This window comes from Citrobacter sp. Cy070 (assembly GCF_030332245.1).
Lineage (GTDB): Bacteria > Pseudomonadota > Gammaproteobacteria > Enterobacterales > Enterobacteriaceae > Citrobacter > Citrobacter youngae.
Map to the genome: position 1 here is coordinate 47,880 of NZ_JAOWIG010000045.1, position 23,578 is coordinate 71,457.

Below are 23,578 nucleotides of genomic sequence, written 5' to 3' on the forward strand. Positions count from 1 at the left end.
CATTGATATGAAAAAGAAACCGGTCGCACAGTCGGAGCGTCAGCACTATCTGCTGGAAATTCTGCCTGTATTTGGGTTGTTATCGCGTCTATGGATTGCGATAGTAGTCAACTGTTTTACACTTGTTAATAAAATTGAGGTTCGCTATGTCTGACGACATTTCTTTGGGTTCGCCTTCGTCAGCAGGCGAACACGGTGTACTACGCTCCATGCAGGAGGTTGCAATGAGTTCCGAGGAAGCCAGCAAGATGCTGCGTACTTACAATATTGCCTGGTGGGGTAATAACTACTATGACGTCAATGAGCTGGGCCACATCAGCGTGTGCCCGGATCCGGACGTACCAGAAGCGCGCGTTGACCTTGCTGAGTTGGTGAAAGCCCGTGAAGCGCAGGGCCAGCGTCTGCCTGCATTATTCTGCTTCCCGCAGATCCTGCAACACCGACTGCGTTCGATTAACGCCGCGTTTAAACGCGCCCGTGAATCTTACGGTTACAACGGCGACTATTTCCTCGTTTACCCAATCAAGGTCAACCAGCATCGTCGCGTGATTGAATCGCTGATCCACTCCGGCGAACCGCTGGGGCTGGAAGCCGGTTCCAAAGCTGAACTGATGGCCGTTTTGGCCCATGCCGGAATGACCCGTAGCGTGATCGTGTGTAACGGCTATAAAGACCGTGAATACATCCGTCTGGCGTTGATTGGCGAGAAGATGGGCCATAAGGTCTATCTGGTCATCGAGAAGATGTCTGAAATCGCTATCGTGCTGGATGAAGCTGAACGTCTGAATGTGGTTCCGCGTCTGGGCGTGCGTGCGCGTCTGGCATCGCAGGGGTCCGGTAAATGGCAGTCTTCCGGTGGCGAGAAATCAAAATTCGGCCTGGCGGCAAACCAGGTGCTGCAACTGGTGGAAATACTGCGCGAGCGCGGTCGTCTGGACAGCATTCAGTTGCTGCACTTCCACCTCGGTTCGCAGATGGCGAACATTCGTGATATCGCCACCGGCGTACGTGAATCAGCGCGTTTCTACGTTGAGCTGCACAAGCTGGGCGTGAATATCCAGTGCTTCGACGTCGGTGGTGGTCTGGGCGTGGACTACGAAGGTACCCGTTCGCAGTCTGACTGCTCCGTAAACTACGGCCTGAACGAATACGCCAACAATATCATTTGGGCCATTGGCGATGCCTGTGAAGAGCATGGTCTGCCGCATCCGACGGTAATCACCGAGTCTGGTCGCGCGGTTACCGCGCATCATACTGTGCTGGTGTCTAACATTATCGGCGTTGAGCGTAGCGAACACACCGAAGCCACACCGCCGGCTGAAGATGCACCGCGTGCCCTGCAAAGCATGTGGGAAACCTGGCAAGAGATGCACGAGCCGGGAACCCGTCGCTCGCTGCGCGAATGGCTGCACGACAGCCAGATGGATCTGCATGATATTCACGTGGGTTACTCTTCAGGCACCTTCAGCCTGCAGGAGCGTGCGTGGGCAGAGCAGTTGTATCTGAACATGTGCCATGACGTGCAGAAACAGCTCGACCCGAGCAACCGCGCACACCGTCCGATTATCGACGAACTGCAGGAGCGTATGGCGGATAAGATCTACGTCAACTTCTCCCTGTTCCAGTCGATGCCGGATGCATGGGGGATCGATCAGCTGTTCCCGGTACTGCCGCTCGAAGGACTGAATCAGGTGCCAGAGCGCCGCGCGGTGCTGCTGGATATCACCTGTGACTCCGACGGCGCTATCGACCATTACGTTGACGGCGATGGGATTGCGACGACCATGCCGATGCCGGAATACGACCCGGAAAACCCGCCGATGCTGGGCTTCTTTATGGTGGGCGCGTACCAGGAGATCCTCGGTAACATGCACAACCTGTTCGGCGATACCGAAGCGGTTGACGTGTTCGTCTTCCCTGACGGCAGCGTGGAAGTAGAGCTTTCTGATGAAGGCGATACTGTGGCGGATATGCTGCAGTATGTGCAGTTGGATCCGAACACTCTGCTGACGCAGTTCCGTGACCAGGTGAAAAAAACCGATCTGGATGCTGAGCTGCAACAGCAATTCCTCGAAGAGTTCGAAGCAGGTTTGTACGGATACACTTATCTCGAAGACGAGTAAGGCTGCTCGGGTTCGCTTGAACCTGGGCAAATTAACGGCGATAATTCGCCCATACAAGTAGTCACGTAAATCAATCCCTTCCTCGTCGGGCTTAACGACGCGGAGGGGATTTTTTTTCACCGATTTTAAAAGAGGTCAGTACATGAGCACCTTAGGTCATCAATACGACAACTCCCTGGTTTCTAACGCCTTTGGTTTTTTGCGTCTGCCGATGAACTTCATGCCTTACGACAGCGACGCCGATTGGGTGATCACCGGCGTACCGTTTGATATGGCAACGTCAGGTCGCGCGGGCGGCCGCCATGGCCCGGCGGCGATCCGTCAGGTTTCCACCAACCTGGCCTGGGAGCACAACCGCTTCCCGTGGAACTTCGATATGCGCGAGCGCCTGAACGTGGTGGACTGCGGCGATCTGGTTTATGCGTTCGGGGATGCGCGTGAAATGAGTGAAAAACTGCAGGCGCATGCTGAGAAGCTGCTGTCTGCCGGTAAGCGCATGCTCTCCTTTGGCGGCGACCACTTCGTCACGCTGCCGCTGCTGCGCGCGCACGCTAAACACTTTGGTAAAATGGCGCTGGTGCACTTTGATGCTCACACCGACACCTACGCGAACGGCTGCGAATTCGACCACGGCACCATGTTCTACACTGCGCCGAACGAAGGTCTGATCGATCCGAATCACTCTGTGCAGATCGGTATTCGTACCGAGTTCGACAAAGACAACGGTTTTACCGTGCTGGATGCATGCCAGGTTAACGACCGCAGCGTTGATGACATTATCGCTCAGGTTAAGCAGATTGTCGGTGATATGCCGGTATACCTGACTTTTGATATCGACTGTCTGGATCCGGCGTTTGCACCAGGAACCGGTACGCCAGTGATCGGCGGCCTGACGTCCGATCGCGCGATAAAACTGGTACGTGGTCTGAAAGATCTGAACATCGTCGGGATGGATGTTGTTGAAGTGGCTCCGGCCTACGATCAGTCAGAGATCACCGCACTGGCGGCGGCAACGTTAGCGTTGGAGATGTTGTACATCCAGGCGGCGAAAAAAGGCGAGTAAGCTGTTTTTTGCCGGATGGCGCAGCGCTTATCCGGCCTACATTGTTGCTGAATTTGTAGGCCGGATAAGGCGTTCACGCCGCCATCCGGCACTGTTCGAAGATTACTTGATCCCGTCTGCGCTCATGCGATCGCGAATATGTTGCGCACGTTCTGCGGATGCCGGGTGATCGTCAAACATTGAGCTTTGACGTCCTGCTTCCAGTTTTGCCAGTTTCTCAAAACTGGTGGCTAAGCCAGCCGGATTGATCCCACGTTTGCGCAACAGATCATACGAGTAATCATCCGCCTCGGATTCCTGACGCTGGGAGAACTGCGAGTTCACCAGTTTCTCGCCAAGATCGCCCAATTGCGACTGCGACAGGCTGCCGACAATACCGCCAGCGGAAGCCGCAGCTGCCCGCACGGCGTTCGTACCCAGCGCAACCTGCATCCCTTTTTTCACGTGACCCAGCGCAACGTGACCCATTTCGTGGCCGATCACCGCTTCGACTTCGTTGTCGGTCATCATATCCATCAGGCCGCTGTATACGCGGATACAGCCGTTCGCCATGGCGAAGGCATTCACATCTTTCGCCATATACACTTTGTAGTTCACCGGCTGGCCGTTAATGTTATCGCCAAGCGCGGCGGCGATTTTGCCAAGACGCGTTGCATACTCGCTGCCAGCCGGGGCGATGGTAGCTTTGCTGTCCATATCCTTACAGGCCTGATCGCTCAGCGCTTTTACCTGCGCATCGCTCAGACTGTAGGCCTGGAAAGCCTCTGCGCCTGAGGAAAGCAGTCCGTTTGAGTCCATGTTCTGGCAGCCGGTCAATGCCGCCGCCATGCTCGTAGCAAGCAGTAAAGCGCGAATTTTCATTTTTTCTCTTCCGCACAAGGTCAGGATTATTCTAAAAAATGCGTCGTTTACAGGTGAACCGACGCTCGGCCTAAGTATAAAGAAAAGAACAATAAGCGGGCGAGAAGATTGCGCAACTTGCGCGCATGATCCAGAGATTTCTGAAGCGGCGAAAGGATGCTCCATGTACATGACACGCGGCTTGGGTTACATTGTTGGCACTTTTTTCCGGCGTAGCCCAAAACGCGCTGTCGTCAAGTCGTTTAGGGCGTGGCCTTCATTATCCGATCTGGAGTCAAAATGTCCTCACGTAAAGAGCTTGCCAATGCTATTCGTGCGCTGAGCATGGACGCAGTACAGAAAGCCAAATCCGGTCACCCGGGTGCCCCGATGGGTATGGCTGACATTGCCGAAGTCCTGTGGCGTGATTTCCTGAACCACAACCCGACTAACCCGTCCTGGGCTGACCGTGACCGCTTCGTGCTGTCAAACGGCCACGGTTCAATGCTGATTTACAGCCTGCTGCACCTCACCGGCTATGATCTGCCGATGTCCGAGCTGCAGAACTTCCGTCAGCTGCACTCCAAAACGCCGGGTCACCCGGAAGTGGGTTACACCGCGGGTGTTGAAACCACGACCGGTCCTTTGGGTCAGGGCATTGCGAATGCAGTGGGTATGGCTATCGCTGAAAAAACGCTGGCGGCGCAGTTTAACCGTCCTGGTCACGACATCGTTGACCACTTCACCTATGCTTTCATGGGCGACGGCTGCATGATGGAAGGTATCTCTCACGAGGTATGTTCCCTGGCTGGTACGCTGAAACTGGGTAAACTGGTTGCGTTCTACGATGACAACGGCATCTCTATCGATGGCCACGTTGAAGGCTGGTTCACCGATGACACCGCGAAGCGCTTCGAAGCTTACGGCTGGCACGTGATTCGTGGTGTAGATGGTCACGATGCTGACGCCATTAAACGCGCTGTTGAAGAAGCACGCGCAGTGACCGACAAACCGTCCCTGCTGATGTGCAAAACCATCATCGGTTTCGGTTCTCCGAACAAAGCCGGTACCCACGACTCTCACGGTGCGCCGCTGGGCGATGCAGAAATCGCACTGACCCGTGAACAGCTGGGCTGGAAATACGCGCCGTTCGAAATCCCGTCTGAAATCTACGCGCAGTGGGATGCGAAAGAAGCCGGCCAGGCAAAAGAAGCCGCCTGGAACGAGAAGTTCGCTGCTTATGCCAAAGCTTTCCCGCAGGAAGCTGCTGAATTCACCCGTCGTATGAAAGGTGAAATGCCGTCTGACTTCGACGCGAAAGCCAACGAGTTCATTGCTAAGCTGCAGGCTAATCCGGCGAAAATCGCCAGCCGTAAAGCTTCTCAGAACGCGATTGAAGCCTTCGGTCCTTGGCTTCCTGAATTCCTCGGCGGCTCTGCTGACCTGGCACCGTCTAACCTGACTCTGTGGTCTGGTTCTAAGGCCATCAACGAAGATACTGCCGGTAACTACATCCATTACGGTGTACGTGAATTCGGTATGACCGCTATCGCAAACGGTATTTCCCTGCACGGTGGTTTCCTGCCGTACACCTCCACCTTCCTGATGTTCGTGGAATATGCCCGTAACGCGGTGCGTATGGCTGCGCTGATGAAACAGCGTCAGGTGATGGTCTATACTCACGACTCCATCGGTCTGGGTGAAGATGGCCCGACTCACCAGCCGGTAGAGCAGGTTGCTTCTCTGCGTGTGACCCCGAACATGAGCACATGGCGTCCGTGTGACCAGGTTGAATCCGCAGTAGCATGGAAATACGGTGTTGAGCGTCAGGACGGCCCGACCGCACTGATCCTCTCCCGTCAGAACCTGGCACAGCAGGAACGTACCGCAGAGCAACTGGCGAACATCGCTCGCGGTGGCTACGTGCTGAAAGATTGCGCGGGTCAGCCGGAGTTGATCTTCATCGCCACCGGTTCTGAAGTTGAACTGGCTGTCGCTGCCTGGGACAAACTGACCGCTGAAGGCGTGAAAGCGCGCGTGGTTTCCATGCCGTCTACCGATGCATTCGACAAGCAGGATGCGGCTTACCGTGAATCCGTACTGCCGAAAGCCGTCTCTGCTCGCGTCGCTATCGAAGCCGGCATTGCTGACTACTGGTTCAAATACGTGGGCCTGAACGGCGCTATTGTTGGTATGACTACCTTTGGTGAGTCTGCACCGGCAGAACTGCTGTTTGAAGAATTCGGCTTCACCGTAGACAACGTGGTCGCGAAAGCAAAAGAACTGCTGTAATTTCGATTACAGGTGAAAACGGGTCGCTCAGGCGGCCCGTTTTTTTGCTTATCAGGGTAGTTACGTGCGTAGCTGACCTGCTTCAAGACGTACTACGCGCGAAAAATGGCGCTGCGTAAATGCAGCGTCATGACTGATCGCCACAACGCTGGCACCACGCGTACGACACACTGCCAGCCAGTTTTCGAAGACGCCAAGCCAATGCGCATCAAAGTCCCGGCTGGGCTCATCCAGCAGTAGAATAGCAGGTTCGAGGGCTTCCAGACTGGCGACGGCAACCATACGTCGTTGTGCAGTATGCAGATCGAGCGGGTGCGCGTCGGCGACATCCTCTAACTGACATAATCGCAGCGCCGCCATCGTGCGTTGCGCAATTTCAGTCGCAGGAAGCTTCTGTAGCCGTAATCCGAAGGCCACTTCCTCTGCAACCTTGCTGTGAAAGATTTGATTCTCCGCCTCCTGAAACAGTACGCCGAGCACCCTGGCGCGCTCCCGGTTTTTCAGTTGCGCAATCGCACGATTTTGAACGGTTATTGTGCCGGATGAGGGCGTCAGTAGCCCGGCCATGATGCGCAAAAGCGTGGATTTTCCTGCGCCATTATCGCCCGTTAGCGCCAGCCATTCCCCCTCCTGGAGTTCCAGCGAAATATTGCGTAAACAGTCATCGGAGGCGTTCGGCCAGCGATAGCTGACCTGGTTTAGCGTTAGCATAGTGATGACAATGCTCCGTCGCGCAGTTGCCATGCCTGCTGGCAGTAGCTGAGAAAAGGTGAAGGGTTGCGTTCGAAAAGTATCACCAAAGCATGCTGTTCCTGTGCCCACTGCTGCAGTCGAGCCAGCAGCATTGCCGTGGCTTGCGCCGTCAGGCGACTGAATGCTTCATCCAGAATCAATATTTTCGGCTGCATGGCGAGTGCGCTGGCAATAACTACCCGCTGGGTTTCCCCACCGGAAAGGGTGCCGGGATGACGATGGCGCAGAGGCTGACATTCCGTCAGCGTAAGGGCGGCATCTATGCGCTGCATAATTTCAGTCTCGGTAAGGCAGAGATTTTCCGGGCCAAACGCCACTTCTTCCTCCACGCTGAAAGTACAACCTGAAAGCTGCAGGTAAGGTGACTGCTGCACAAGCTGGATGGTACTCGACTGCTCGACCAGCGACAGTTTCCCGATGGGATTACCCAGTAGCGTGCCTGTGCCCTCAATTTCTCCCGGAAGGAAGTCGGGGTACCAGCCAGCCATCAGCTGTGCCAGCGTACTTTTCCCGCTGCCGTTCTCACCAAAAATAGCCACCATACCAGGCCTGGCGTAATGGAAATCGTAACCGGCGGATGGCCGCATAGCGTGCGTCGGAATATAGCGAAACTGCTCTAACGTAACCATATCCAGATTCCTGTCTCAACCGCCATCAGAACCACCATACCGTAGCGGGCCAGACGTTGTAAGGTGCTGTCTGGCGGCGCCCACAGCGTGGTGCGAGTGCGATGCAGGCGAAATCCCCGCATATCGAGCGCTGCACCGCGAACGGCCAGGTCATTGAGCGCGTTATGGGTGAGCGGCACAATTAATGCCGGCATAGCGCGTAAACGTTGGTACCAGGATTCATCCAGCGGTACGCCGCGTGCGCGCTGAGCCTCGTGAATAATCGCCAACTGGTGTTTGAGCTGTTCAACCACCAGCAGTGGGCCTGCGAACAGATAGGCAACGCCTGGCGGCAGGCGTGAAGCAAACAGGGCGCGCATAAAGCGCGCAACCGGCACGTACTGCATCCACATCTGCGATGTCGACACAATGGCCAGGATCCGCAGCCAGAGCGTAACGGCATCGGCCCAGCGTTCTGGTGCGCGCGGCTGCCCGCTAATCCACTCGGTAAGCCATCCGCCGTGTACCAGCCATAGCCCCAGTCCTAAGGGGATCATCAGCCAGAGTACGTATTTCGCCCGCGACCGCGTAGCCTTCATACATAGCAAACCGACAAACGTCGCGGCGCTGTACAAGCTGAGCGGCACTCCGGCTGGCAGCAGGAGCGTGGAGCAGGCGGCAAGCGCCCACAGAGTTAACGACGTAAATGGATGCATTTAACGCACGGCAGACATCGTAGGGAAATGGCGCGTGGTGCGCAGCGGAAGTTGTCGCAGCAGCACCCAGACGATGATTGCCGTAAGGATTTTATCGACCAGATTCGCTCCGATGACGGTAATGGCGACGGACTCCACCAGGTTCTGACCGACCGAGTGCATCCAGGCGACAAAAAGATCCGCACCGCTGCCGGTGACACCGCCGAACAGAGTCGTGCGAATCGGCACGGCAACGAGGGTCACGGCAAGCGTGATAATTACGCCGCTGACCACGACTTTGGGTAAGGTGCGAAACCATCCTGCCCGTGCCAGCCAACCGGCGACCAGTCCAATAACCATGGCAACGGGCGCAAAGGCGGCGGCGATCGGATCGGTCAGTAATCCCCACAGCAAGTTAGTGAGTAATCCGGTTAGCATCCCCACAACCGGGCCTAACAGCACCGCGCTGATCAAAGTGCCAATCGAGTCGAGAAAAATAGGTAATTTCAACATGCTGATAAGCTGCCCACCGACCATGTTGATGGCGATAGCAATGACAATAAGAACCAGAGACTGGCTGGAAAATTGGCGACGCGCCATAAAAGACCTCGTATAAGTGAAGCGTTAGCGGGATGAAATAACCAGTTCGTCATAACCGGAAACGGCGCAGGGCTGACGGCTGAATGCCAGAGACGTCAACTCGCCAATCACCAGTTCCAGCGTGGTTCGCACGGTACAGCCCGGCATCATGTGTCCACCCAGCATCGTGCCGTGTGGGTCAGCAACCGCCAGATGGAGATGCTCGCCGGTAAGTTCTAGTGTGCCGTTCAGAGAGATAATTTCCCACGTACCCGTAAGTAATGTGGTTTCTTCACGTCCGGCGAAGCGCAGAGCAATGTTGGTCAAACTGCCGGTGCAACCCGCTATCCAGGCTGCCTGTAGTTGATGTTGCTGGATAAAAGCGTGTAGCTCTGAAAAGACTTCCTGGCCCGGTAATAAACGCAGCGCATGAAAGCGAGCTTCAGAGGGTTGGGGATAGAATGTTGCCATAGTTGAGGGACTCCGAGACTCGGACGTTGCGCTGATAATATAGACGCGGGTTAGGGAGCTTTCTGATATAAATCAGGATTTGTGACATGGCAACGAAATAATCTTGCTACGGTTATTCGTAATTCTGGAATATGGAATAAAAGTCGCGTTGAAGGACGTTAAAATGTGACGTAAGTCAGATAACTGTGTTCTGTTGCTGGACAATCATTCCTTTTATTCCGCGTTTCGCTTATTCTAGCTGAAGCGTTTCAGTCGATTAAATGTTCGACAATTAACCAATTAGTCGCAGTTTGCGACAGGTAAGGTTTCCCTGAGCGATTTGCTGCATTACTCTGTCTGCCACATCGTTTCTGAGAAATCCTTGCAGGAGACCTATGACCGTACGCGTAGCGATTAATGGTTTCGGTCGCATCGGACGCAACGTGGTTCGTGCTTTGTATGAATCCGGGCGTCGGGCGGAAATCACCGTGGTGGCAATCAACGAACTGGCGGATGCTGCAGGCATGGCGCATTTGTTGAAATATGACACCAGCCATGGGCGTTTTGCCTGGGATGTTCGTCAGGAACGAGACCAGCTCATCGTTGGCGATGACGCGATCCGCATTCTGCATGAGCGAACGCTCGATGCGCTTCCGTGGCGCGAACTGGGTGTCGACGTTGTGCTGGATTGTACGGGGGTCTTCGGCAGCCGCGAACACGGCGAGGCGCATATTGCCGCCGGCGCAAAGAAAGTGCTCTTTTCACATCCTGGTAGTCACGACATCGACGCAACCGTTGTGTTTGGCGTTAATCAGGATCAGCTGCGCGCTGAGCACCGGATCGTTTCCAATGCCTCCTGCACCACGAATTGCATAATACCCGTCATTAAATTGCTGGATGATGCTTACGGCATTGAGTCTGGTACCGTCACCACGATCCACTCCGCGATGCACGATCAGCAGGTTATTGATGCTTATCATCCTGACCTGCGTCGCACGCGAGCGGCCAGCCAGTCGATCATTCCGGTTGATACCAAACTGGCGGCGGGCATCACGCGAATTTTCCCGCAGTTTAACGATCGTTTTGAAGCGATAGCGGTGCGTGTACCGACCATAAATGTGACGGCGATCGACTTAAGCGTGACGGTGAAAAAACCAGTAAAAGCCAGTGAAGTCAACCAGTTGCTGCAAAAAGCAGCACAAGGTGCATTTCATGGTATAGTTGACTATACGGAATTACCGTTGGTCTCAGTAGATTTTAACCACGACCCGCACAGCGCCATCGTTGATGGTACGCAAACGCGTGTGAGTGGCGCTCACCTGATCAAAACGCTGGTCTGGTGTGATAATGAATGGGGCTTTGCTAACCGTATGCTCGACACGACGTTAGCGATGGCTGCTATTGGTTTCAGGCTCGACGCTTGAGCGTCGACAAAACTTTATGAATCAACGAGAGGATTCACCATGTCTGTAATTAAGATGACCGATCTGGATCTGGCTGGTAAACGCGTTTTTATCCGTGCGGACCTGAACGTACCAGTTAAAGAAGGGAAAGTAACCAGCGATGCGCGTATCCGTGCTTCCCTGCCGACCATCGAACTGGCCCTGAAACAGGGTGCTAAAGTGATGGTAACTTCCCACCTGGGTCGTCCTACCGAAGGCGAGTACAACGAAGAATTCTCTCTGCTGCCGGTTGTTAACTACCTGAAAGACAAACTGTCTGCTCCGGTTCGCCTGGTAAAAGATTACCTGGACGGCGTTGAAGTCGCTGCTGGTGAACTGGTTGTTCTGGAAAACGTTCGCTTTAACAAAGGCGAGAAGAAAGACGACGAAGCACTGTCCAAAAAATATGCTGCTCTGTGCGACGTATTCGTTATGGACGCTTTCGGTACTGCTCACCGTGCGCAGGCGTCTACTCACGGTATCGGTAAATTCGCCGATGTCGCTTGTGCAGGTCCGCTGCTCGCTGCCGAGCTGGATGCACTGGGTAAAGCACTGAAAGAACCTGCTCGTCCGATGGTTGCTATCGTTGGTGGTTCTAAAGTTTCTACCAAACTGACCGTTCTTGATTCTCTGTCAAAAATTGCTGACCAACTGATCGTTGGCGGTGGTATCGCGAACACCTTCGTTGCTGCTCAAGGTCACAACGTGGGTAAATCCCTGTACGAAGCAGATCTCGTTGACGAAGCTAAGCGTCTGCTGACCACTTGCGACATCCCGGTCCCAACCGACGTTCGCGTTGCAACTGAATTCTCTGAAACCGCACCGGCTACCCTGAAATCCGTTAGCGATGTAAAAGAAGACGAGCAGATCCTGGATATCGGCGACGCTTCTGCACAGCAGCTGGCTGACATCCTGAAGAATGCGAAAACCATTCTGTGGAACGGCCCGGTTGGCGTGTTCGAATTCCCGAACTTCCGCAAAGGTACTGAAATCGTTGCTAATGCCATTGCAGACAGCGAAGCATTCTCTATCGCAGGCGGCGGTGACACCCTGGCAGCAATCGACCTGTTCGGCATTGCTGACAAAATCTCCTACATCTCTACTGGCGGCGGCGCGTTCCTCGAATTCGTGGAAGGCAAAGTCCTGCCAGCAGTAGCCATGCTCGAAGAGCGTGCTAAAAAGTAAGACTTTAATGGGCAGGGAAACCTGCCCTTATTTCAGCGCGCTTTAGAGCACGCTTCAATTCTTTACACAAAATCATTCGAGTTGCATCAAGGCGGCAACAGAGTGAGTTCCCGGGAGCTTACTTACGTAAGTGACTGGGGCGAGCGAGAGCAGCCAACGATGAGGCGGCTTGAAGGATGATGTGTATAACGGCCGAAGATACAGGACTCGTAATATGTCTAAAATTTTTGATTTCGTAAAACCAGGCGTAATCACTGGTGATGACGTACAGAAAGTTTTCCAGGTAGCTAAAGAAAACAACTTTGCTCTGCCAGCTGTTAACTGCGTGGGTACCGACTCCATCAACGCCGTTCTGGAAACTGCTGCAAAAGTTAAAGCGCCGGTAATTGTACAGTTCTCCAACGGTGGTGCTTCTTTCATCGCGGGTAAAGGCGTGAAGTCCGACGTGCCTCAGGGCGCTGCAATCCTGGGTGCTATCTCTGGCGCGCATCATGTTCACCAGATGGCTGAACACTACGGTGTTCCGGTTATCCTGCACACTGACCACTGCGCGAAGAAACTGCTGCCGTGGATCGACGGTCTGCTGGACGCGGGTGAAAAACACTTCGCAGCAACCGGCAAACCGCTGTTCTCTTCTCACATGATCGACCTGTCTGAAGAGTCTCTGGAAGAGAACATCGAAATCTGCTCCAAATATCTGGCGCGCATGTCCAAAATGGGCATGACTCTGGAAATCGAACTGGGTTGCACCGGTGGCGAAGAAGACGGCGTGGACAACAGCCACATGGACGCTTCTGCACTGTACACCCAGCCGGAAGACGTTGATTACGCGTACACCGAGCTGAGCAAAATCAGCCCGCGTTTCACCATCGCAGCGTCCTTCGGTAACGTACACGGCGTTTACAAGCCGGGTAACGTGGTTCTGACCCCGACCATCCTGCGCGACTCTCAGGACTATGTTTCTAAGAAACATAACCTGCCGCACAACAGCCTGAACTTCGTCTTCCACGGCGGTTCCGGTTCTACTGCTCAGGAAATCAAAGACTCCGTAAGCTACGGCGTAGTGAAAATGAACATCGACACCGATACCCAATGGGCTACCTGGGAAGGCGTTCTGAACTACTACAAAGCAAACGAAGCTTACCTGCAGGGCCAGTTGGGTAACCCGAAAGGCGAAGATCAGCCGAACAAGAAATACTACGATCCGCGCGTATGGCTGCGTGCTGGTCAGGCAACCATGATCACCCGTCTGGAACAGGCTTTCAAAGAACTGAACGCGGTTGACGTTCTGTAATTTACGCCGTTCCATGTGACATGAGGCCCGCAAATGCGGGCCTTTTTTATTGCTATGTCAATGTACTGCTGGCAGAGAATTCTGTGATCTGTTTGGCAAAATCCGGGTTTATTGTTTACCCTTGTCAGGTTGCCAGTCCCGTCAGGGCGGCTTTATTTCTCCCGTTTGGGTAAGCAAAAAAGGAATAGTGAATGGAAGATTTGAATGTTGTCGACAGCATAAACGGTGCGGGCACCTGGCTGGTGCGTAACCAGGAACTGCTGTTGAGCTATGCCGTCAACATCGTTGCGGCCATCGCGATTGTCATTATCGGTATGATCGTGGCGCGCATTGTATCAAATACCGTTAACCGCCTGATGCTGGCGCGTAAAATTGATGCCACCGTTGCCGACTTCCTCTCTGCACTGGTGCGTTACGGTATTATCGCTTTCACGCTGATTGCCGCTCTGGGCCGCGTTGGGGTGCAAACTGCCTCCGTGATCGCCGTTCTCGGTGCCGCAGGTTTAGCCGTCGGTCTGGCGCTGCAAGGCTCCCTGTCTAACCTCGCCGCAGGTGTCCTGCTGGTAATGTTCCGTCCGTTCCGTGCGGGTGAGTATGTCGATCTCGGCGGCGTGGCCGGAACCGTGCTCAACGTGCAGATTTTCTCCACCACTATGCGCACCGTTGACGGTAAGATTGTTGTGATCCCAAACGGTAAAATTATTGCCGGGAACATCATTAACTTCTCTCGCGAGCCGGTTCGTCGTAACGAATTTATTATCGGCGTGGCTTACGACTCCGATATCGATCAGGTGAAAAAAATCCTCACTGATATCATTCAGTCGGAAGATCGCATTCTTAAAGACCGTGAAATGACGGTGCGCCTGAATGAGCTGGGGGCTTCCTCAATTAATTTCGTCGTACGCGTCTGGAGCAACAGCAGCGATCTGCAAAGTGTCTACTGGGATGTACTGGAACGCATTAAGCGTGAGTTCGATGCCAACGGCATCAGCTTCCCGTATCCGCAGATGGATGTGAACTTCAAGCGTGTGAAAGAGAGTACGGCAGAGTAATTACGCGCCCGGAGGTGCTTTCGCTTTCCGGGCCGATAAAACTATCTTTCCATTAATTTCCCTAATCTGCGATTAAAATTATCAATTTCCGCTAATGATTTTCCCGCGCTATAGTCTGCTCCTAAGAGAAACAGTTCGGGATGATTAACGTGTTATCGTATTATTTTCAAGGGCTTGCACTTGGTGCGGCCATGATACTTCCGCTTGGTCCACAAAATGCCTTCGTGATGAACCAGGGCATTCGCCGCCAGTATCACATCATGATTGCTTTACTCTGTGCTATCAGCGATTTAGTGCTGATCTGCGCCGGTATCTTTGGCGGTAGCGCTTTGCTGATGCAGTCGCCGTGGTTGATGGCGCTGGTCACCTGGGGCGGAGTGGCGTTTCTGCTCTGGTACGGTTTTGGCGCGTTAAAAACGGCGATGAGCAGTAATCTGGAACTGGCCAGCGCCGAGGTAATGAAGCAGGGGCGTTGGAAAATCATCGCCACCATGCTGGCGGTAACCTGGCTAAACCCACATGTTTATCTTGATACCTTTGTGGTGCTGGGGAGTCTGGGGGGCCAACTGGACGTTGAGCCGAAGCGCTGGTTTGCGCTGGGAACCGTCAGCGCTTCGTTCCTGTGGTTTTTTGGTCTGGCATTGCTGGCGGCCTGGCTGGCTCCGCGTCTGCGTACTGCTAAAGCGCAGCGCATCATCAATACGCTGGTAGGATTAGTGATGTGGTTTATCGCTTTTCAGCTGGCAAAAGAAGGTGTTGCGCACGTTCATGCGTTGTTCAACTAAGTGTTGTCTGATGGACAACGCAGCGAGATCGGCTAAGCTTGCCTGCATGTGCCCTGAGTTTCGGGGTAATTAATGAAACATGGAGGAACGACCGTGAAGTTCAAAATAATGGCCCTGGCGGCATTAGTTGGATTCAGCGCACTATCGGTACAGGCAAATGAGTTGCCAAATGGACCGCACATCGTGACTTCCGGAACAGCAAGCGTGGATGCGACACCAGACATCGCCACGCTGGCAATTGAAGTGAACGTTGCTGCCAAGGATGCGGCCTCAGCTAAGAAGCAGGCCGATGAGCGCGTGGCGCAATATCTGTCCTTCCTTGAACAAAACCAGATAGCGAAGAAGGATATTAACGCTGCAAACCTGCGTACCCAGCCGGACTACGACTACCAGAACGGTAAAAGTATCCTCAAAGGGTATCGTGCGGTGCGCACCGTAGAAGTCACGCTGCGTCAGCTGGACAAACTCAACGCGCTGCTCGATGGCGCGCTGAAGGCGGGTCTGAATGAGATCCGTTCGGTATCACTGGGCGTTGCTCAACCGGATGCTTACAAAGATAAAGCGCGTAAAGCGGCAATTGATGATGCCATTCATCAGGCTGAACAGCTGGCTGCGGGCTTCAATAGCAAACTTGGCCCGGTGTACAGCGTGCGCTACCACGTTTCCAATTATCAGCCGAGCCCGATGGTACGGATGATGAAAGCAGATGCGGCACCTGCTACCTCTGCTCAGGAAACCTACGAACAGCCGGTTATTCAGTTTGACGATCAGGTTGATGTCGTCTTCCAGATTGAGCCGACGGCGGGGCAGCCAGCGGCAACGCCTGCCAAAACTCAGTAATCTTTTCAGACCCGGCTTTCCAGCCGGGTTTTTTCTGTGAGCAACTGTAAAAATGAGACTTCACATCCGGTCTTTTTTTTCGCCGTAATGAGGATAGGCCATAGCGATTTTTAAGGGGACGCTATGGATATTTTTATCTCAAAAAAGATGCGTAATTTTATTCTGCTGGCGCAAACCAATAACATCGCCAGAGCGGCAGAAAAAATACACATGACCGCATCGCCGTTTGGCAAAAGCATTGCCGCACTGGAAGATCAAATCGGCTATACGCTGTTTACTCGTAAAGATAACAACATCAGCCTGAATAAAGCCGGACAGGAGCTGTATCAGAAGCTGTTTCCCGTTTATCAGCGCCTCTCTGCCATTGATAACGAAATCCATAACGCCTCTCGCCGCTCGCGGGAAATCGTCATCGGCATCGACAATACCTACCCGACGATTATTTTTGACCAGTTGATCAGCCTTGGTGACAAGTATGACGGCGTGACGGCTCAGGCCGTTGAATTTAGCGAGAATGGGGTGATTGATAACCTGTTCGACCGCAAACTGGATTTTATTATCTCGCCACAGCACGTTTCCCCCCGCGTGCAGGAGCTGGAAAACCTGGCGATCAGCGAACTGCCTCCGCTGCGTCTGGGGTTTCTCGTTTCCCGGCGCTATGAAGAAAAACAGCCGCAGGATCTGCTGCGCGAGCTGCCCTGGCTGCAAATGCGCTTCCAGAATCGCGCCAACTTTGAGGCGATGCTGGATGCCTACATGCGACCCTGCGGGATCAACCCGACGATAATCTATCGTCCGTACAGCTTTATGGCCAAGATTAGCGCGGTGGAGCGCGGGCAGTTTTTGACGGTGATCCCGCACTTCGCATGGCGGCTGGTGAACCCGTCGACGCTGAAATATTTCGACGCGCCCGGCAGTCCCATGTATATGCAGGAGTTTCTCTATTCGCTGAAAAATCATCGCTATACCGCCACCATGCTCCAGCATATTGCTGAAGATCGTGACGGTAGTGCAAGTTAACCTAGCATCGAGCCTGTTTCGAGAAGGTTGCGATGCAGATCGAACGCATGGCTGAGATCGTGATGGATATGCCCGCCGGGCGCTTTTTCCAGATAGCGGTGCAAATAATCTCTGTAAAGCGGATGCGCACAGTTATTGATAATCGTGTGCGCCCGCTGCATCGGAGATAGCCCACGCAGATCGGCAATCCCTTGTTCGGTCACGATCACTTTAACGCTATGTTCGCTGTGGTCGACATGGCTGCACATCGGTACGATGGTGGATATTTTCCCGCCTTTGGCAATCGACGGCGCCATAAAGATAGACAGGTAGGCGTTGCGCTCGAAATCCCCGCTGCCGCCGATGCCATTCATCAGGTTCACCCCCGCAACGTGCGTGGAATTGGCATGACCGTAGATATCAAACTCCAGACCAACGTTGAGCGCAATAACCCCCAGCCGACGGATGATTTCCGGGTTATTGGAGATCTCCTGCGGGCGCAATACAATCCGGCTGGCGAAGAAGTCCATGTTGTCGTAAATCTTCTGTAGCGACGGGGCTGAAATGGTCAGGCTGGAGGCGCTGGCACCGGTTATCTTGCCCGTTTCCAGTAGATGCACTACCGACTCCTGCAACACCTCCGAATACATCATAAAGGGCGGGATATCCGGGTTCTCGCCCAGTCGAGCCATTACCGCGTTGTTGATATTACCCACGCCGCTTTGTAAGGGCAGAAACTCAGCAGGAATGCGTTTGTGCGCCATTTCTGCCAGCAGGAAAGAGACCACGTTATCGGCAATTTGTTGGCTGACTGGATTGGTTTTATCCGATGCATTTCCTGTATCGGGCAGTTCGGTATCCACCACCGCAACCACCTTTTTGGGGTCTATCTGTACGCACTGACTGCCTACGCGATCCATGGTATGAAAAATGGGTACGCTGTTACGCCGCGGCGGCGCACCGGGTATCACGATATCGGCAAACTCCGCCACACGCGGATTATGGTAATGATTCAATTCAATAATCACTTTTTTCGCCCGCAGCAGCCAGGTGGGGGCATTACCGATACCGCTGGACAGCCAAATCCGGCCATCCGGCGCGATGGCTGAGGCTTCAATGACGGCAACGTCGATCTCGCCAAAAAAGCCGTAATTAACCATCTGCGCCACTTCGCTCAAATGGAGATCGACAAACCTCACCTGGCCCTGATTAATTTTCTCGCGCAGGCCCGATGACGTTTGATAAGGCGCACGCCAGGAAACGGCATCCGCCGCGGATAGTACATCATCAGCGGCGGCGCCAATTGATGCTCCGGTCAGCAGGCGGATCTGAAAAGGCTGTCCGTTCTGATGCTGTTCGCAGGCGCGTTGGGCAATTGCGCTGGGTAACGCTTTTGGCGAACCCGCGGGGGTAAAGCCGCTAAACGCCACCATATCATCGTGCTGGATAATTTCTGCCGCCTGTTCGGCGCTCATCCGTTTCATGGCCGTCTCCTTCCTCAGACGTGATTAATGGCCGACAAAATTAGGTTTACGTTTTTCCATAAACGCGTTCATCCCTTCCTGATAATCCTCGCTGTCGTACACCGCGCGGCGCATGCCCTGAATGCGCTCGAACTCATCGGAATTCATGGTGTGCGCTTCACCCAGCACGCGCAGCTCTTCTTTAATGACGGCGATTGCCAGCGGCGCTTTTTCCGAGATGTGGTGCGCCATTTGCAGAGTGAAATCTTCCAGTTCGTCTACAGGAACCACATGGTTGAGGATCCCGACGGCCATCGCACGCTGAGCGGTAATCGGCGAAGCGGTAAAAATCAGCTCTTTAACGATATGGAACCCAGCATCGCGGGTCAGGTTGTGGATGCCGACCAGGTTATACGGCACGCCGAGGTTGACCGGCGTCATCGAGAAGGTAGAGGTTTCAGCGGCGATGATGAGATCAGAACTCATGATCATCTCAAACGCGCCGCCCCAGACGCTTCCCTCAACCATGGAGATCACCGGTTTTGGATATTTTTGGATCATGCGGGTTATCTGACGCAGCGGATCGTCATAGGAGAGCGGATCGCGACGTCCGGTCGGGAGTTCATGAATATCATGCCCGGCAGAGAAAACTTTGGCTCCACTCGGAGCGCGCAGAATGATGCAGCGAATGTCCGCACGATTGAGATCGCTCAGCGCCTGCATCAGATCGTCAATAAACACTTTACTCAGGGCATTGAGCTTGCGGGCGTAGTTGAACTCAATAACCGCGACTTTCTGGATGATGACCACGTTGACGTATTGATAAGACATAATGTTCTCTTTATTGAAAGTAATGATGCTGGATAAATTCGCTGATGTGCCGCAGACCGGTGCGCGGCGACAGATCGTTATTTTTGACGGCCTGTAGCGTCTGCTGGAAATAGCGGTCGAAATCAGTCCGCGCAAACAGCAGATGTAGGGCTTCTTCTTCAGCCTGCTGGTGTAACCAGTCCACCGCCTGCTGCTGGCGGACTTTTTCCAGTCGACCGCTGGCGGTAAGGCACGTTCTAAAGTCGGTTATCGCCTGCCAGACCTCCTCAATACCGCGTTTTTCCAGCGCGCTACAGGTCAGAACATGCGGCTGCCACTCGTCATATTTGCGGCGCAGAATATGCAGGGCGGATTCGTACATATGGCGGGCGATGGCAACGTTGGTATGGTTCTCACCGTCGTCCTTGTTGATGACGACCAGATCCGCCATTTCCATCAGGCCTTTCTTGATGCCTTGCAAATCGTCGCCACCGCCAGCGATTTGCAGTGAGATAAAGCAATCCACCATGCCTGCGACTTCGGTTTCTGACTGCCCAACGCCGACGGTTTCTACTATCACCACGTCAAAGCCTGCCGCTTCGCAAAGCAGCATTAATTCGCGGGCGCGTTGGCTGGCTCCGCCTAAATGACCGCTGGAAGGGACCGGGCGAATAAACGCAGATTCGGCGCGAGACAGCTCCGTCATGCGGGTTTTATCACCAAGAATGCTGCCGCCGCTGACCGGACTGCTGGGATCGACGGCGATCACCGCCACCCGTAATCCGTGACGGATTAACAGCATGCCGAATGCTTCCAGAAAGGTGCTTTTGCCCGCGCCCGGCGTACCGGTTATCCCCAAACGCAGGGCGTTACCGGTGAACGGCATAATTGCGTCCAGCAACTGCGTACTCAGCGGCTGGTGGCGCGGGTGGCTGCTTTCGACCAGCGTCATCGCCTGGGCGAGCGTAGCCCGTTCGCCAAGTCGCAAACGACGGACGGTATCCTCAAGCGTGGCGGCGTTAATCATGATGCTGACTGATACGGGTTAACACATCGCGGACGCTGTCGAGCATTGGCGTGCCGGGGCCATAAATGGCTGCCACGCCATGCTCGTGCAGGAAGGCGTAATCCTGTGGCGGAATAACGCCTCCTGCTACCACGCAGATATCTTCACGCCCCCATTTTTTGAGCGCAGTAACCAGTTCCGGGATCAGCGTTTTATGACCCGCCGCCAGTGACGATGCGCCTATTACATGCACATCGTTTTCTACCGCCAGACGGGCGATCTCTTCTGGTGTGGAGAACATCGGACTGAGGTCAACATCGAAGCCGAGATCGGAGTAGGCGCTGGCGATCACCTTCGCGCCGCGATCGTGGCCATCCTGGCCCATCTTGGCGATCAGGATCCTCGGTCGGCGACCATTTTCTGCGAGGAACTGTTCGGTTTGCGCAACGATGGCGTCGAACTCATCGGCGGACTTGTCGGACTGGTGATAGCTTTGCGCAATCACGCCGGTGACGCACTGGCTGGGAACCAGATAGCGGTCAAAAGCGCTTTCCAGCGCGTCGGAGATCTCACCAAGCGTGGCGCGAACGCGGGCGGCGTTAACGGCGGCGGCCAACAGGTTTTCATTATGCTGTGCGGCGTGGGTCAGCACGGATAACGCGGCGTTAACGGCATCATTGTCGCGAGTTGCACGGATATGCTGCAGCGAGGCAATCTGCTCGTTGCGCACCTTCACATTGTCGATCTCCAGCACCGACGTCTCGTCTTCTTTATCCAGCTTGTATTTGTTCACGCCGACGATAACGCGTTTACCCTGGTCGATCAGCGACTGCTCGCGCGCGGAAGCTTCTTCGATCATCCGTTTAGGGAGCCCGGCTTCGATCGCTTTCGCCATGCCGCCTGCCTCATCAATTTGTTTGATGATCGTGCGCGCCTGCTTCACGATTTGATCGGTGAGCGACTCGACGTAATACGATCCGGCCAGCGGATCGACGGTGCGGCAGATCTCTGACTCTTCCTGAATGATGATCTGTGTATTACGCGCGATGCGGGCGGAGAAATCGGTGGGCAGACCGAGCGCCTCATCAAAGGCGTTGGTATGCAGGGACTGAGTGCCGCCAAGCGTAGCGCCGAGCGCTTCAATGGTCGTGCGGATCACGTTGTTGTAAGGATCCTGCTCGGTCAGACTCCAGCCGGAGGTCTGGCAGTGGGTACGCAGAGCGAGAGATTTCGGGTTAGTCGCACCAAAACCGCTGACTGCTTCACTCCACAAATAGCGAGCCGCGCGCAGCATGGCGACGTTCATAAACAGATCCATGCCGATGCCGAAGAAGAATGACAGGCGCGGCGCGAAGTCATCAATTTTCAGCCCGGCAGACAGCGCGGCTTTGATGTACTCAATGCCGTCAGCCAGCGTAAACGCCACCTGCTGGACGCAGTTCGCCCCGGCTTCCCCCATGTGATAACCGCTGATACTGATGGTGTTATAGCGTGGCATATTGGCGGAACACCAGGCGATGATGTCGGCGATGATGCGCATTGAAGGTTTTGGCGGGTAAATGTAGGTGTTGCGGCACAGGTACTCTTTCAGAATATCGTTCTGAATGGTCCCGGTGAGTTGCTCCGGCGTTACGCCTTGTTCTTCTGCAGCGACGATATAAAACGCCAGTACTGGCAGCACCGCGCCGTTCATGGTCATTGATACCGACATCTTATCCAGCGGAATCTGGTCGAACAGTACCTTCATATCTTCGACAGTATCGATCGCCACGCCCGCTTTGCCGACGTCACCTGCCACGCGCGGGTTGTCAGAGTCATAGCCGCGATGGGTGGCAAGGTCAAAGGCGACGGAAAGCCCTTTTTGCCCGGCGGCGAGGTTGCGACGGTAAAAGGCGTTGGACTCTTTGGCGGTAGAGAAACCAGCGTACTGGCGAATGGTCCACGGCTGCGCGGTATACATGGTGGCGCGCGGGCCACGCACGTAAGGCGGCAGGCCGGGAAGGGTGCCCGTGACTTCCAGATTATCGAGGTCCGCTTCAGTGTACAGCGGTTTGATGGCAATCCCTTCCGCCGTCTGTCTTTCCAGCGACTCAACGGTTTTTTCCCGTCGACTGAGTTCTTTGTTGGCGAGTGTTTGCCACTCCTGCACGTTTGCCATTTTTTGCTCCGTATTACGCAATAAGTTGAATCTTTGCGGATACGGTGAGCTTTTTCATTTGGCTTGTCGCCAGCAAAAAATAGCCAACAGGACGTCGTTTTTTGCCGCGTGGCGTGTTTTATTTTGTGATGTATTTCAAAGACGTGGCGGGAATAGCATGAAAAGAGGGTAAAGGCTTGTAGGCCGGATAAGGCGTTACGCCGCCATCCGGCACTCTGGAGCAATAAATGGTTTAATCCTGACGCAACACCTTGTGCCCGTATTCCAGCAGCGCGTCGGTAACGTTGCGCATCATGCGGCTTTCCGGGGCAAAACGGTGCCAGTACAGCATCCGGCGCTGGAACAGGCCCGGCGTTAAGTCGATCAGCTCGCCGCTTTCCAGCTCTTTCTCAATCTGCAAGTGGGGGATCATGCAGCAGGTGGTTCCCTGGCGCGCCAGTTGGACGAAAGCTTCAGACGAGTTAACGATGTGACACGGCACGCTGCCCGGCGGCAGGTCGAAGTTTTGTTGTAAGAACGCCTGGTGCATATCATCAAGATGGTCAAACGCTACCGCCGGGGCTTTCAGCAGGGCGGAGCGGGTGACGCCGTTAGGGAAATAACGTTCGGCGAAAGGTTTGGAGCCAACAAACAGGTAGTCCAGCGCGCCGAGTTTATCCACCAGACAGCTTGGCAGCGCCTGATGTTGGATACTCACCGCACCGACCACTTCACCACGACGCAGACGTTCCTGGGTGCGGGTTTCATCTTCAACCTGCAGATTCAGGCGAATCGGCGAATTAGCCAGTACCGGGGCCAGCGCCGGAAGTAACCAGGTTGCCAGGCTGTCGGCGTTCACCGCCAGAGAAAGCAGCAGCGGCGTCGAGCCGGTTTGTTCATCACCCAGCCACTCGTCTTCCAGCAGTTCAACCTGGCGCAGAAGTGCCAGAAGCTTTTGTCCTTGTTCGGTAGGGCGCGGGGGGACGGTACGCACCAGCAGAGGTTGTCCGAACATATTCTCAAGCTGTTTTATGCGCTGTGAAACCGCGGATTGCGTGATGCACAGCTTTTGCGCCGCGCGCTCAAATCCTCGTTCACGAATAACCGCATCCAGTGCTTGTAGTGTTCTGTAGTCCGGACGTTTCATTGCTTTGACGCACTC

General features: G+C 54.4%; 22 protein-coding genes. 11 read left to right on the forward strand and 11 right to left on the reverse strand.

Features of this window, described 5'->3' with window-relative positions; translation table 11 throughout:
• The first annotated feature begins 7 nt into the window (after positions 1-7).
• The 3 genes from yqgB to speB all read left to right on the forward strand — a co-directional run bounded on the left by yqgB (position 8) and on the right by speB (position 3,186).
• A complete protein-coding gene (yqgB, locus tag OGY19_RS04890) occupies positions 8-154 on the forward strand; it encodes an acid stress response protein YqgB (protein ID WP_005123310.1) in 147 nt (48 codons plus the stop codon).
• A complete protein-coding gene (gene speA, locus OGY19_RS04895; protein WP_071887384.1) occupies positions 147-2,123 on the forward strand; it encodes a biosynthetic arginine decarboxylase in 1,977 nt (658 codons plus the stop codon). The genes yqgB and speA overlap by 8 nt, the downstream gene beginning before the upstream one ends.
• 142 nt (positions 2,124-2,265) lie before the next feature.
• Positions 2,266-3,186: an agmatinase gene (gene speB / locus OGY19_RS04900; protein ID WP_003027056.1), complete on the forward strand. Its 921-nt coding sequence runs from the start codon at positions 2,266-2,268 to the stop codon at positions 3,184-3,186.
• A gap of 102 nt (positions 3,187-3,288) precedes the next feature.
• Here speB and loiP read toward each other — a convergent pair whose 3' ends face one another.
• Positions 3,289-4,047 (reverse strand): metalloprotease LoiP, encoded by a 759-nt coding sequence (loiP, locus tag OGY19_RS04905; protein ID WP_003027053.1) that lies wholly within the window; start codon positions 4,045-4,047, stop codon positions 3,289-3,291.
• A gap of 279 nt (positions 4,048-4,326) precedes the next feature.
• Between loiP and tkt the strand changes: the two genes are divergently transcribed.
• Positions 4,327-6,318, forward strand: coding sequence for a transketolase (tkt, locus tag OGY19_RS04910; protein WP_048213189.1), 1,992 nt, complete (start codon positions 4,327-4,329; stop codon positions 6,316-6,318).
• Between the two features lie 60 nt (positions 6,319-6,378).
• Here the strand turns inward: tkt and OGY19_RS04915 are convergent, their stop codons facing one another.
• The 5 genes from OGY19_RS04915 to OGY19_RS04935 are packed head-to-tail and all read right to left on the reverse strand — an operon-like array spanning position 6,379 to position 9,424.
• Positions 6,379-7,029: an ABC transporter ATP-binding protein gene (locus tag OGY19_RS04915; protein WP_061068540.1), complete on the reverse strand. Its 651-nt coding sequence runs from the start codon at positions 7,027-7,029 to the stop codon at positions 6,379-6,381.
• On the reverse strand, positions 7,023-7,700 hold the full coding sequence (locus OGY19_RS04920; protein ID WP_115601495.1) for an ABC transporter ATP-binding protein: 678 nt from the start codon (positions 7,698-7,700) through the stop codon (positions 7,023-7,025). The genes OGY19_RS04915 and OGY19_RS04920 overlap by 7 nt, the downstream gene beginning before the upstream one ends.
• Positions 7,688-8,395 carry an energy-coupling factor transporter transmembrane component T gene (locus tag OGY19_RS04925; protein WP_044700834.1) on the reverse strand — a complete coding sequence of 236 codons (708 nt, stop codon included), beginning with the start codon at positions 8,393-8,395 and terminating at the stop codon, positions 7,688-7,690. Before OGY19_RS04925 ends, OGY19_RS04920 begins: the two co-directional genes overlap by 13 nt.
• Complete coding sequence (locus tag OGY19_RS04930; protein WP_003027040.1) at positions 8,396-8,974, reverse strand: ECF transporter S component; 579 nt, start codon at positions 8,972-8,974, stop codon at positions 8,396-8,398.
• 24 nt (positions 8,975-8,998) lie between these two features.
• Positions 8,999-9,424, reverse strand: a complete 426-nt coding sequence (locus OGY19_RS04935; RefSeq protein WP_115601496.1) for a PPC domain-containing DNA-binding protein — start codon at positions 9,422-9,424, stop codon at positions 8,999-9,001.
• A gap of 374 nt (positions 9,425-9,798) precedes the next feature.
• On the opposite strand from OGY19_RS04935, the gene epd reads away from it, so the two are divergent.
• From epd to srsR, 7 genes are all read left to right on the forward strand, one after another.
• The gene (gene epd, locus OGY19_RS04940; protein ID WP_003027035.1) at positions 9,799-10,827 is read left to right on the forward strand and encodes an erythrose-4-phosphate dehydrogenase; all 1,029 of its coding nucleotides are present in this window, start codon (positions 9,799-9,801) and stop codon (positions 10,825-10,827) included.
• A gap of 39 nt (positions 10,828-10,866) precedes the next feature.
• A complete protein-coding gene (gene pgk / locus OGY19_RS04945) occupies positions 10,867-12,030 on the forward strand; it encodes a phosphoglycerate kinase (protein ID WP_003027032.1) in 1,164 nt (387 codons plus the stop codon).
• Positions 12,031-12,244: 214 nt separating this feature from the next.
• Positions 12,245-13,324, forward strand: a complete 1,080-nt coding sequence (gene fbaA / locus OGY19_RS04950; RefSeq protein WP_003027029.1) for a class II fructose-bisphosphate aldolase — start codon at positions 12,245-12,247, stop codon at positions 13,322-13,324.
• A gap of 191 nt (positions 13,325-13,515) precedes the next feature.
• Complete coding sequence (locus tag OGY19_RS04955) at positions 13,516-14,376, forward strand: small-conductance mechanosensitive channel MscS (RefSeq protein WP_040232115.1); 861 nt, start codon at positions 13,516-13,518, stop codon at positions 14,374-14,376.
• A 149-nt stretch (positions 14,377-14,525) separates the two neighbouring features.
• Positions 14,526-15,161, forward strand: a complete 636-nt coding sequence (gene argO, locus OGY19_RS04960) for an arginine exporter ArgO (RefSeq protein ID WP_003027005.1) — start codon at positions 14,526-14,528, stop codon at positions 15,159-15,161.
• Positions 15,162-15,254: 93 nt separating this feature from the next.
• Positions 15,255-16,001 (forward strand): oxidative stress defense protein, encoded by a 747-nt coding sequence (locus OGY19_RS04965; protein ID WP_048213183.1) that lies wholly within the window; start codon positions 15,255-15,257, stop codon positions 15,999-16,001.
• 123 nt (positions 16,002-16,124) lie between these two features.
• Complete coding sequence (gene srsR, locus OGY19_RS04970; RefSeq protein ID WP_003026999.1) at positions 16,125-17,021, forward strand: LysR family transcriptional regulator SrsR; 897 nt, start codon at positions 16,125-16,127, stop codon at positions 17,019-17,021.
• On the opposite strand, the gene scpC is transcribed toward srsR, so the two are convergent.
• The 5 genes from scpC to argP all read right to left on the reverse strand — a co-directional run bounded on the left by scpC (position 17,018) and on the right by argP (position 23,563).
• Positions 17,018-18,484 (reverse strand): succinyl-CoA:acetate CoA-transferase ScpC, encoded by a 1,467-nt coding sequence (scpC, locus tag OGY19_RS04975; protein WP_115601498.1) that lies wholly within the window; start codon positions 18,482-18,484, stop codon positions 17,018-17,020. The genes srsR and scpC overlap by 4 nt on opposite strands.
• A 24-nt stretch (positions 18,485-18,508) precedes the next feature.
• Positions 18,509-19,294, reverse strand: coding sequence for a methylmalonyl-CoA decarboxylase (scpB, locus tag OGY19_RS04980; protein WP_003026994.1), 786 nt, complete (start codon positions 19,292-19,294; stop codon positions 18,509-18,511).
• Between the two features lie 10 nt (positions 19,295-19,304).
• Positions 19,305-20,300, reverse strand: a complete 996-nt coding sequence (meaB, locus tag OGY19_RS04985; protein ID WP_115601499.1) for a methylmalonyl Co-A mutase-associated GTPase MeaB — start codon at positions 20,298-20,300, stop codon at positions 19,305-19,307.
• Positions 20,293-22,437, reverse strand: coding sequence for a methylmalonyl-CoA mutase (gene scpA / locus OGY19_RS04990; RefSeq protein ID WP_048213179.1), 2,145 nt, complete (start codon positions 22,435-22,437; stop codon positions 20,293-20,295). Before scpA ends, meaB begins: the two co-directional genes overlap by 8 nt.
• A 232-nt stretch (positions 22,438-22,669) precedes the next feature.
• A complete protein-coding gene (argP, locus tag OGY19_RS04995) occupies positions 22,670-23,563 on the reverse strand; it encodes a DNA-binding transcriptional regulator ArgP (protein ID WP_003026988.1) in 894 nt (297 codons plus the stop codon).
• Positions 23,564-23,578 lie beyond the last annotated feature (15 nt).

Bases quoted from the DNA above. Each gene is read 5' to 3' on its own strand.
- yqgB (WP_005123310.1), top strand. From the start codon at position 8: ATGAAAAAGAAACCGGTCGCACAGTCGGAGCGTCAGCACTATCTGCTG.
- scpC (WP_115601498.1), bottom strand. From the start codon at position 18,484: ATGAAACGGATGAGCGCCGAACAGGCGGCAGAAATTATCCAGCACGAT.
- OGY19_RS04915 (WP_061068540.1), bottom strand. From the start codon at position 7,029: ATGCTAACGCTAAACCAGGTCAGCTATCGCTGGCCGAACGCCTCCGAT.
- argP (WP_003026988.1), bottom strand. From the start codon at position 23,563: ATGAAACGTCCGGACTACAGAACACTACAAGCACTGGATGCGGTTATT.
- OGY19_RS04935 (WP_115601496.1), bottom strand. From the start codon at position 9,424: ATGGCAACATTCTATCCCCAACCCTCTGAAGCTCGCTTTCATGCGCTG.
- epd (WP_003027035.1), top strand. From the start codon at position 9,799: ATGACCGTACGCGTAGCGATTAATGGTTTCGGTCGCATCGGACGCAAC.
- pgk (WP_003027032.1), top strand. From the start codon at position 10,867: ATGTCTGTAATTAAGATGACCGATCTGGATCTGGCTGGTAAACGCGTT.
- OGY19_RS04920 (WP_115601495.1), bottom strand. From the start codon at position 7,700: ATGGTTACGTTAGAGCAGTTTCGCTATATTCCGACGCACGCTATGCGG.
- OGY19_RS04955 (WP_040232115.1), top strand. From the start codon at position 13,516: ATGGAAGATTTGAATGTTGTCGACAGCATAAACGGTGCGGGCACCTGG.
- OGY19_RS04930 (WP_003027040.1), bottom strand. From the start codon at position 8,974: ATGGCGCGTCGCCAATTTTCCAGCCAGTCTCTGGTTCTTATTGTCATT.
- scpB (WP_003026994.1), bottom strand. From the start codon at position 19,294: ATGTCTTATCAATACGTCAACGTGGTCATCATCCAGAAAGTCGCGGTT.
- fbaA (WP_003027029.1), top strand. From the start codon at position 12,245: ATGTCTAAAATTTTTGATTTCGTAAAACCAGGCGTAATCACTGGTGAT.
- speA (WP_071887384.1), top strand. From the start codon at position 147: ATGTCTGACGACATTTCTTTGGGTTCGCCTTCGTCAGCAGGCGAACAC.
- meaB (WP_115601499.1), bottom strand. From the start codon at position 20,300: ATGATTAACGCCGCCACGCTTGAGGATACCGTCCGTCGTTTGCGACTT.
- speB (WP_003027056.1), top strand. From the start codon at position 2,266: ATGAGCACCTTAGGTCATCAATACGACAACTCCCTGGTTTCTAACGCC.
- srsR (WP_003026999.1), top strand. From the start codon at position 16,125: ATGGATATTTTTATCTCAAAAAAGATGCGTAATTTTATTCTGCTGGCG.
- OGY19_RS04925 (WP_044700834.1), bottom strand. From the start codon at position 8,395: ATGCATCCATTTACGTCGTTAACTCTGTGGGCGCTTGCCGCCTGCTCC.
- loiP (WP_003027053.1), bottom strand. From the start codon at position 4,047: ATGAAAATTCGCGCTTTACTGCTTGCTACGAGCATGGCGGCGGCATTG.
- tkt (WP_048213189.1), top strand. From the start codon at position 4,327: ATGTCCTCACGTAAAGAGCTTGCCAATGCTATTCGTGCGCTGAGCATG.
- scpA (WP_048213179.1), bottom strand. From the start codon at position 22,437: ATGGCAAACGTGCAGGAGTGGCAAACACTCGCCAACAAAGAACTCAGT.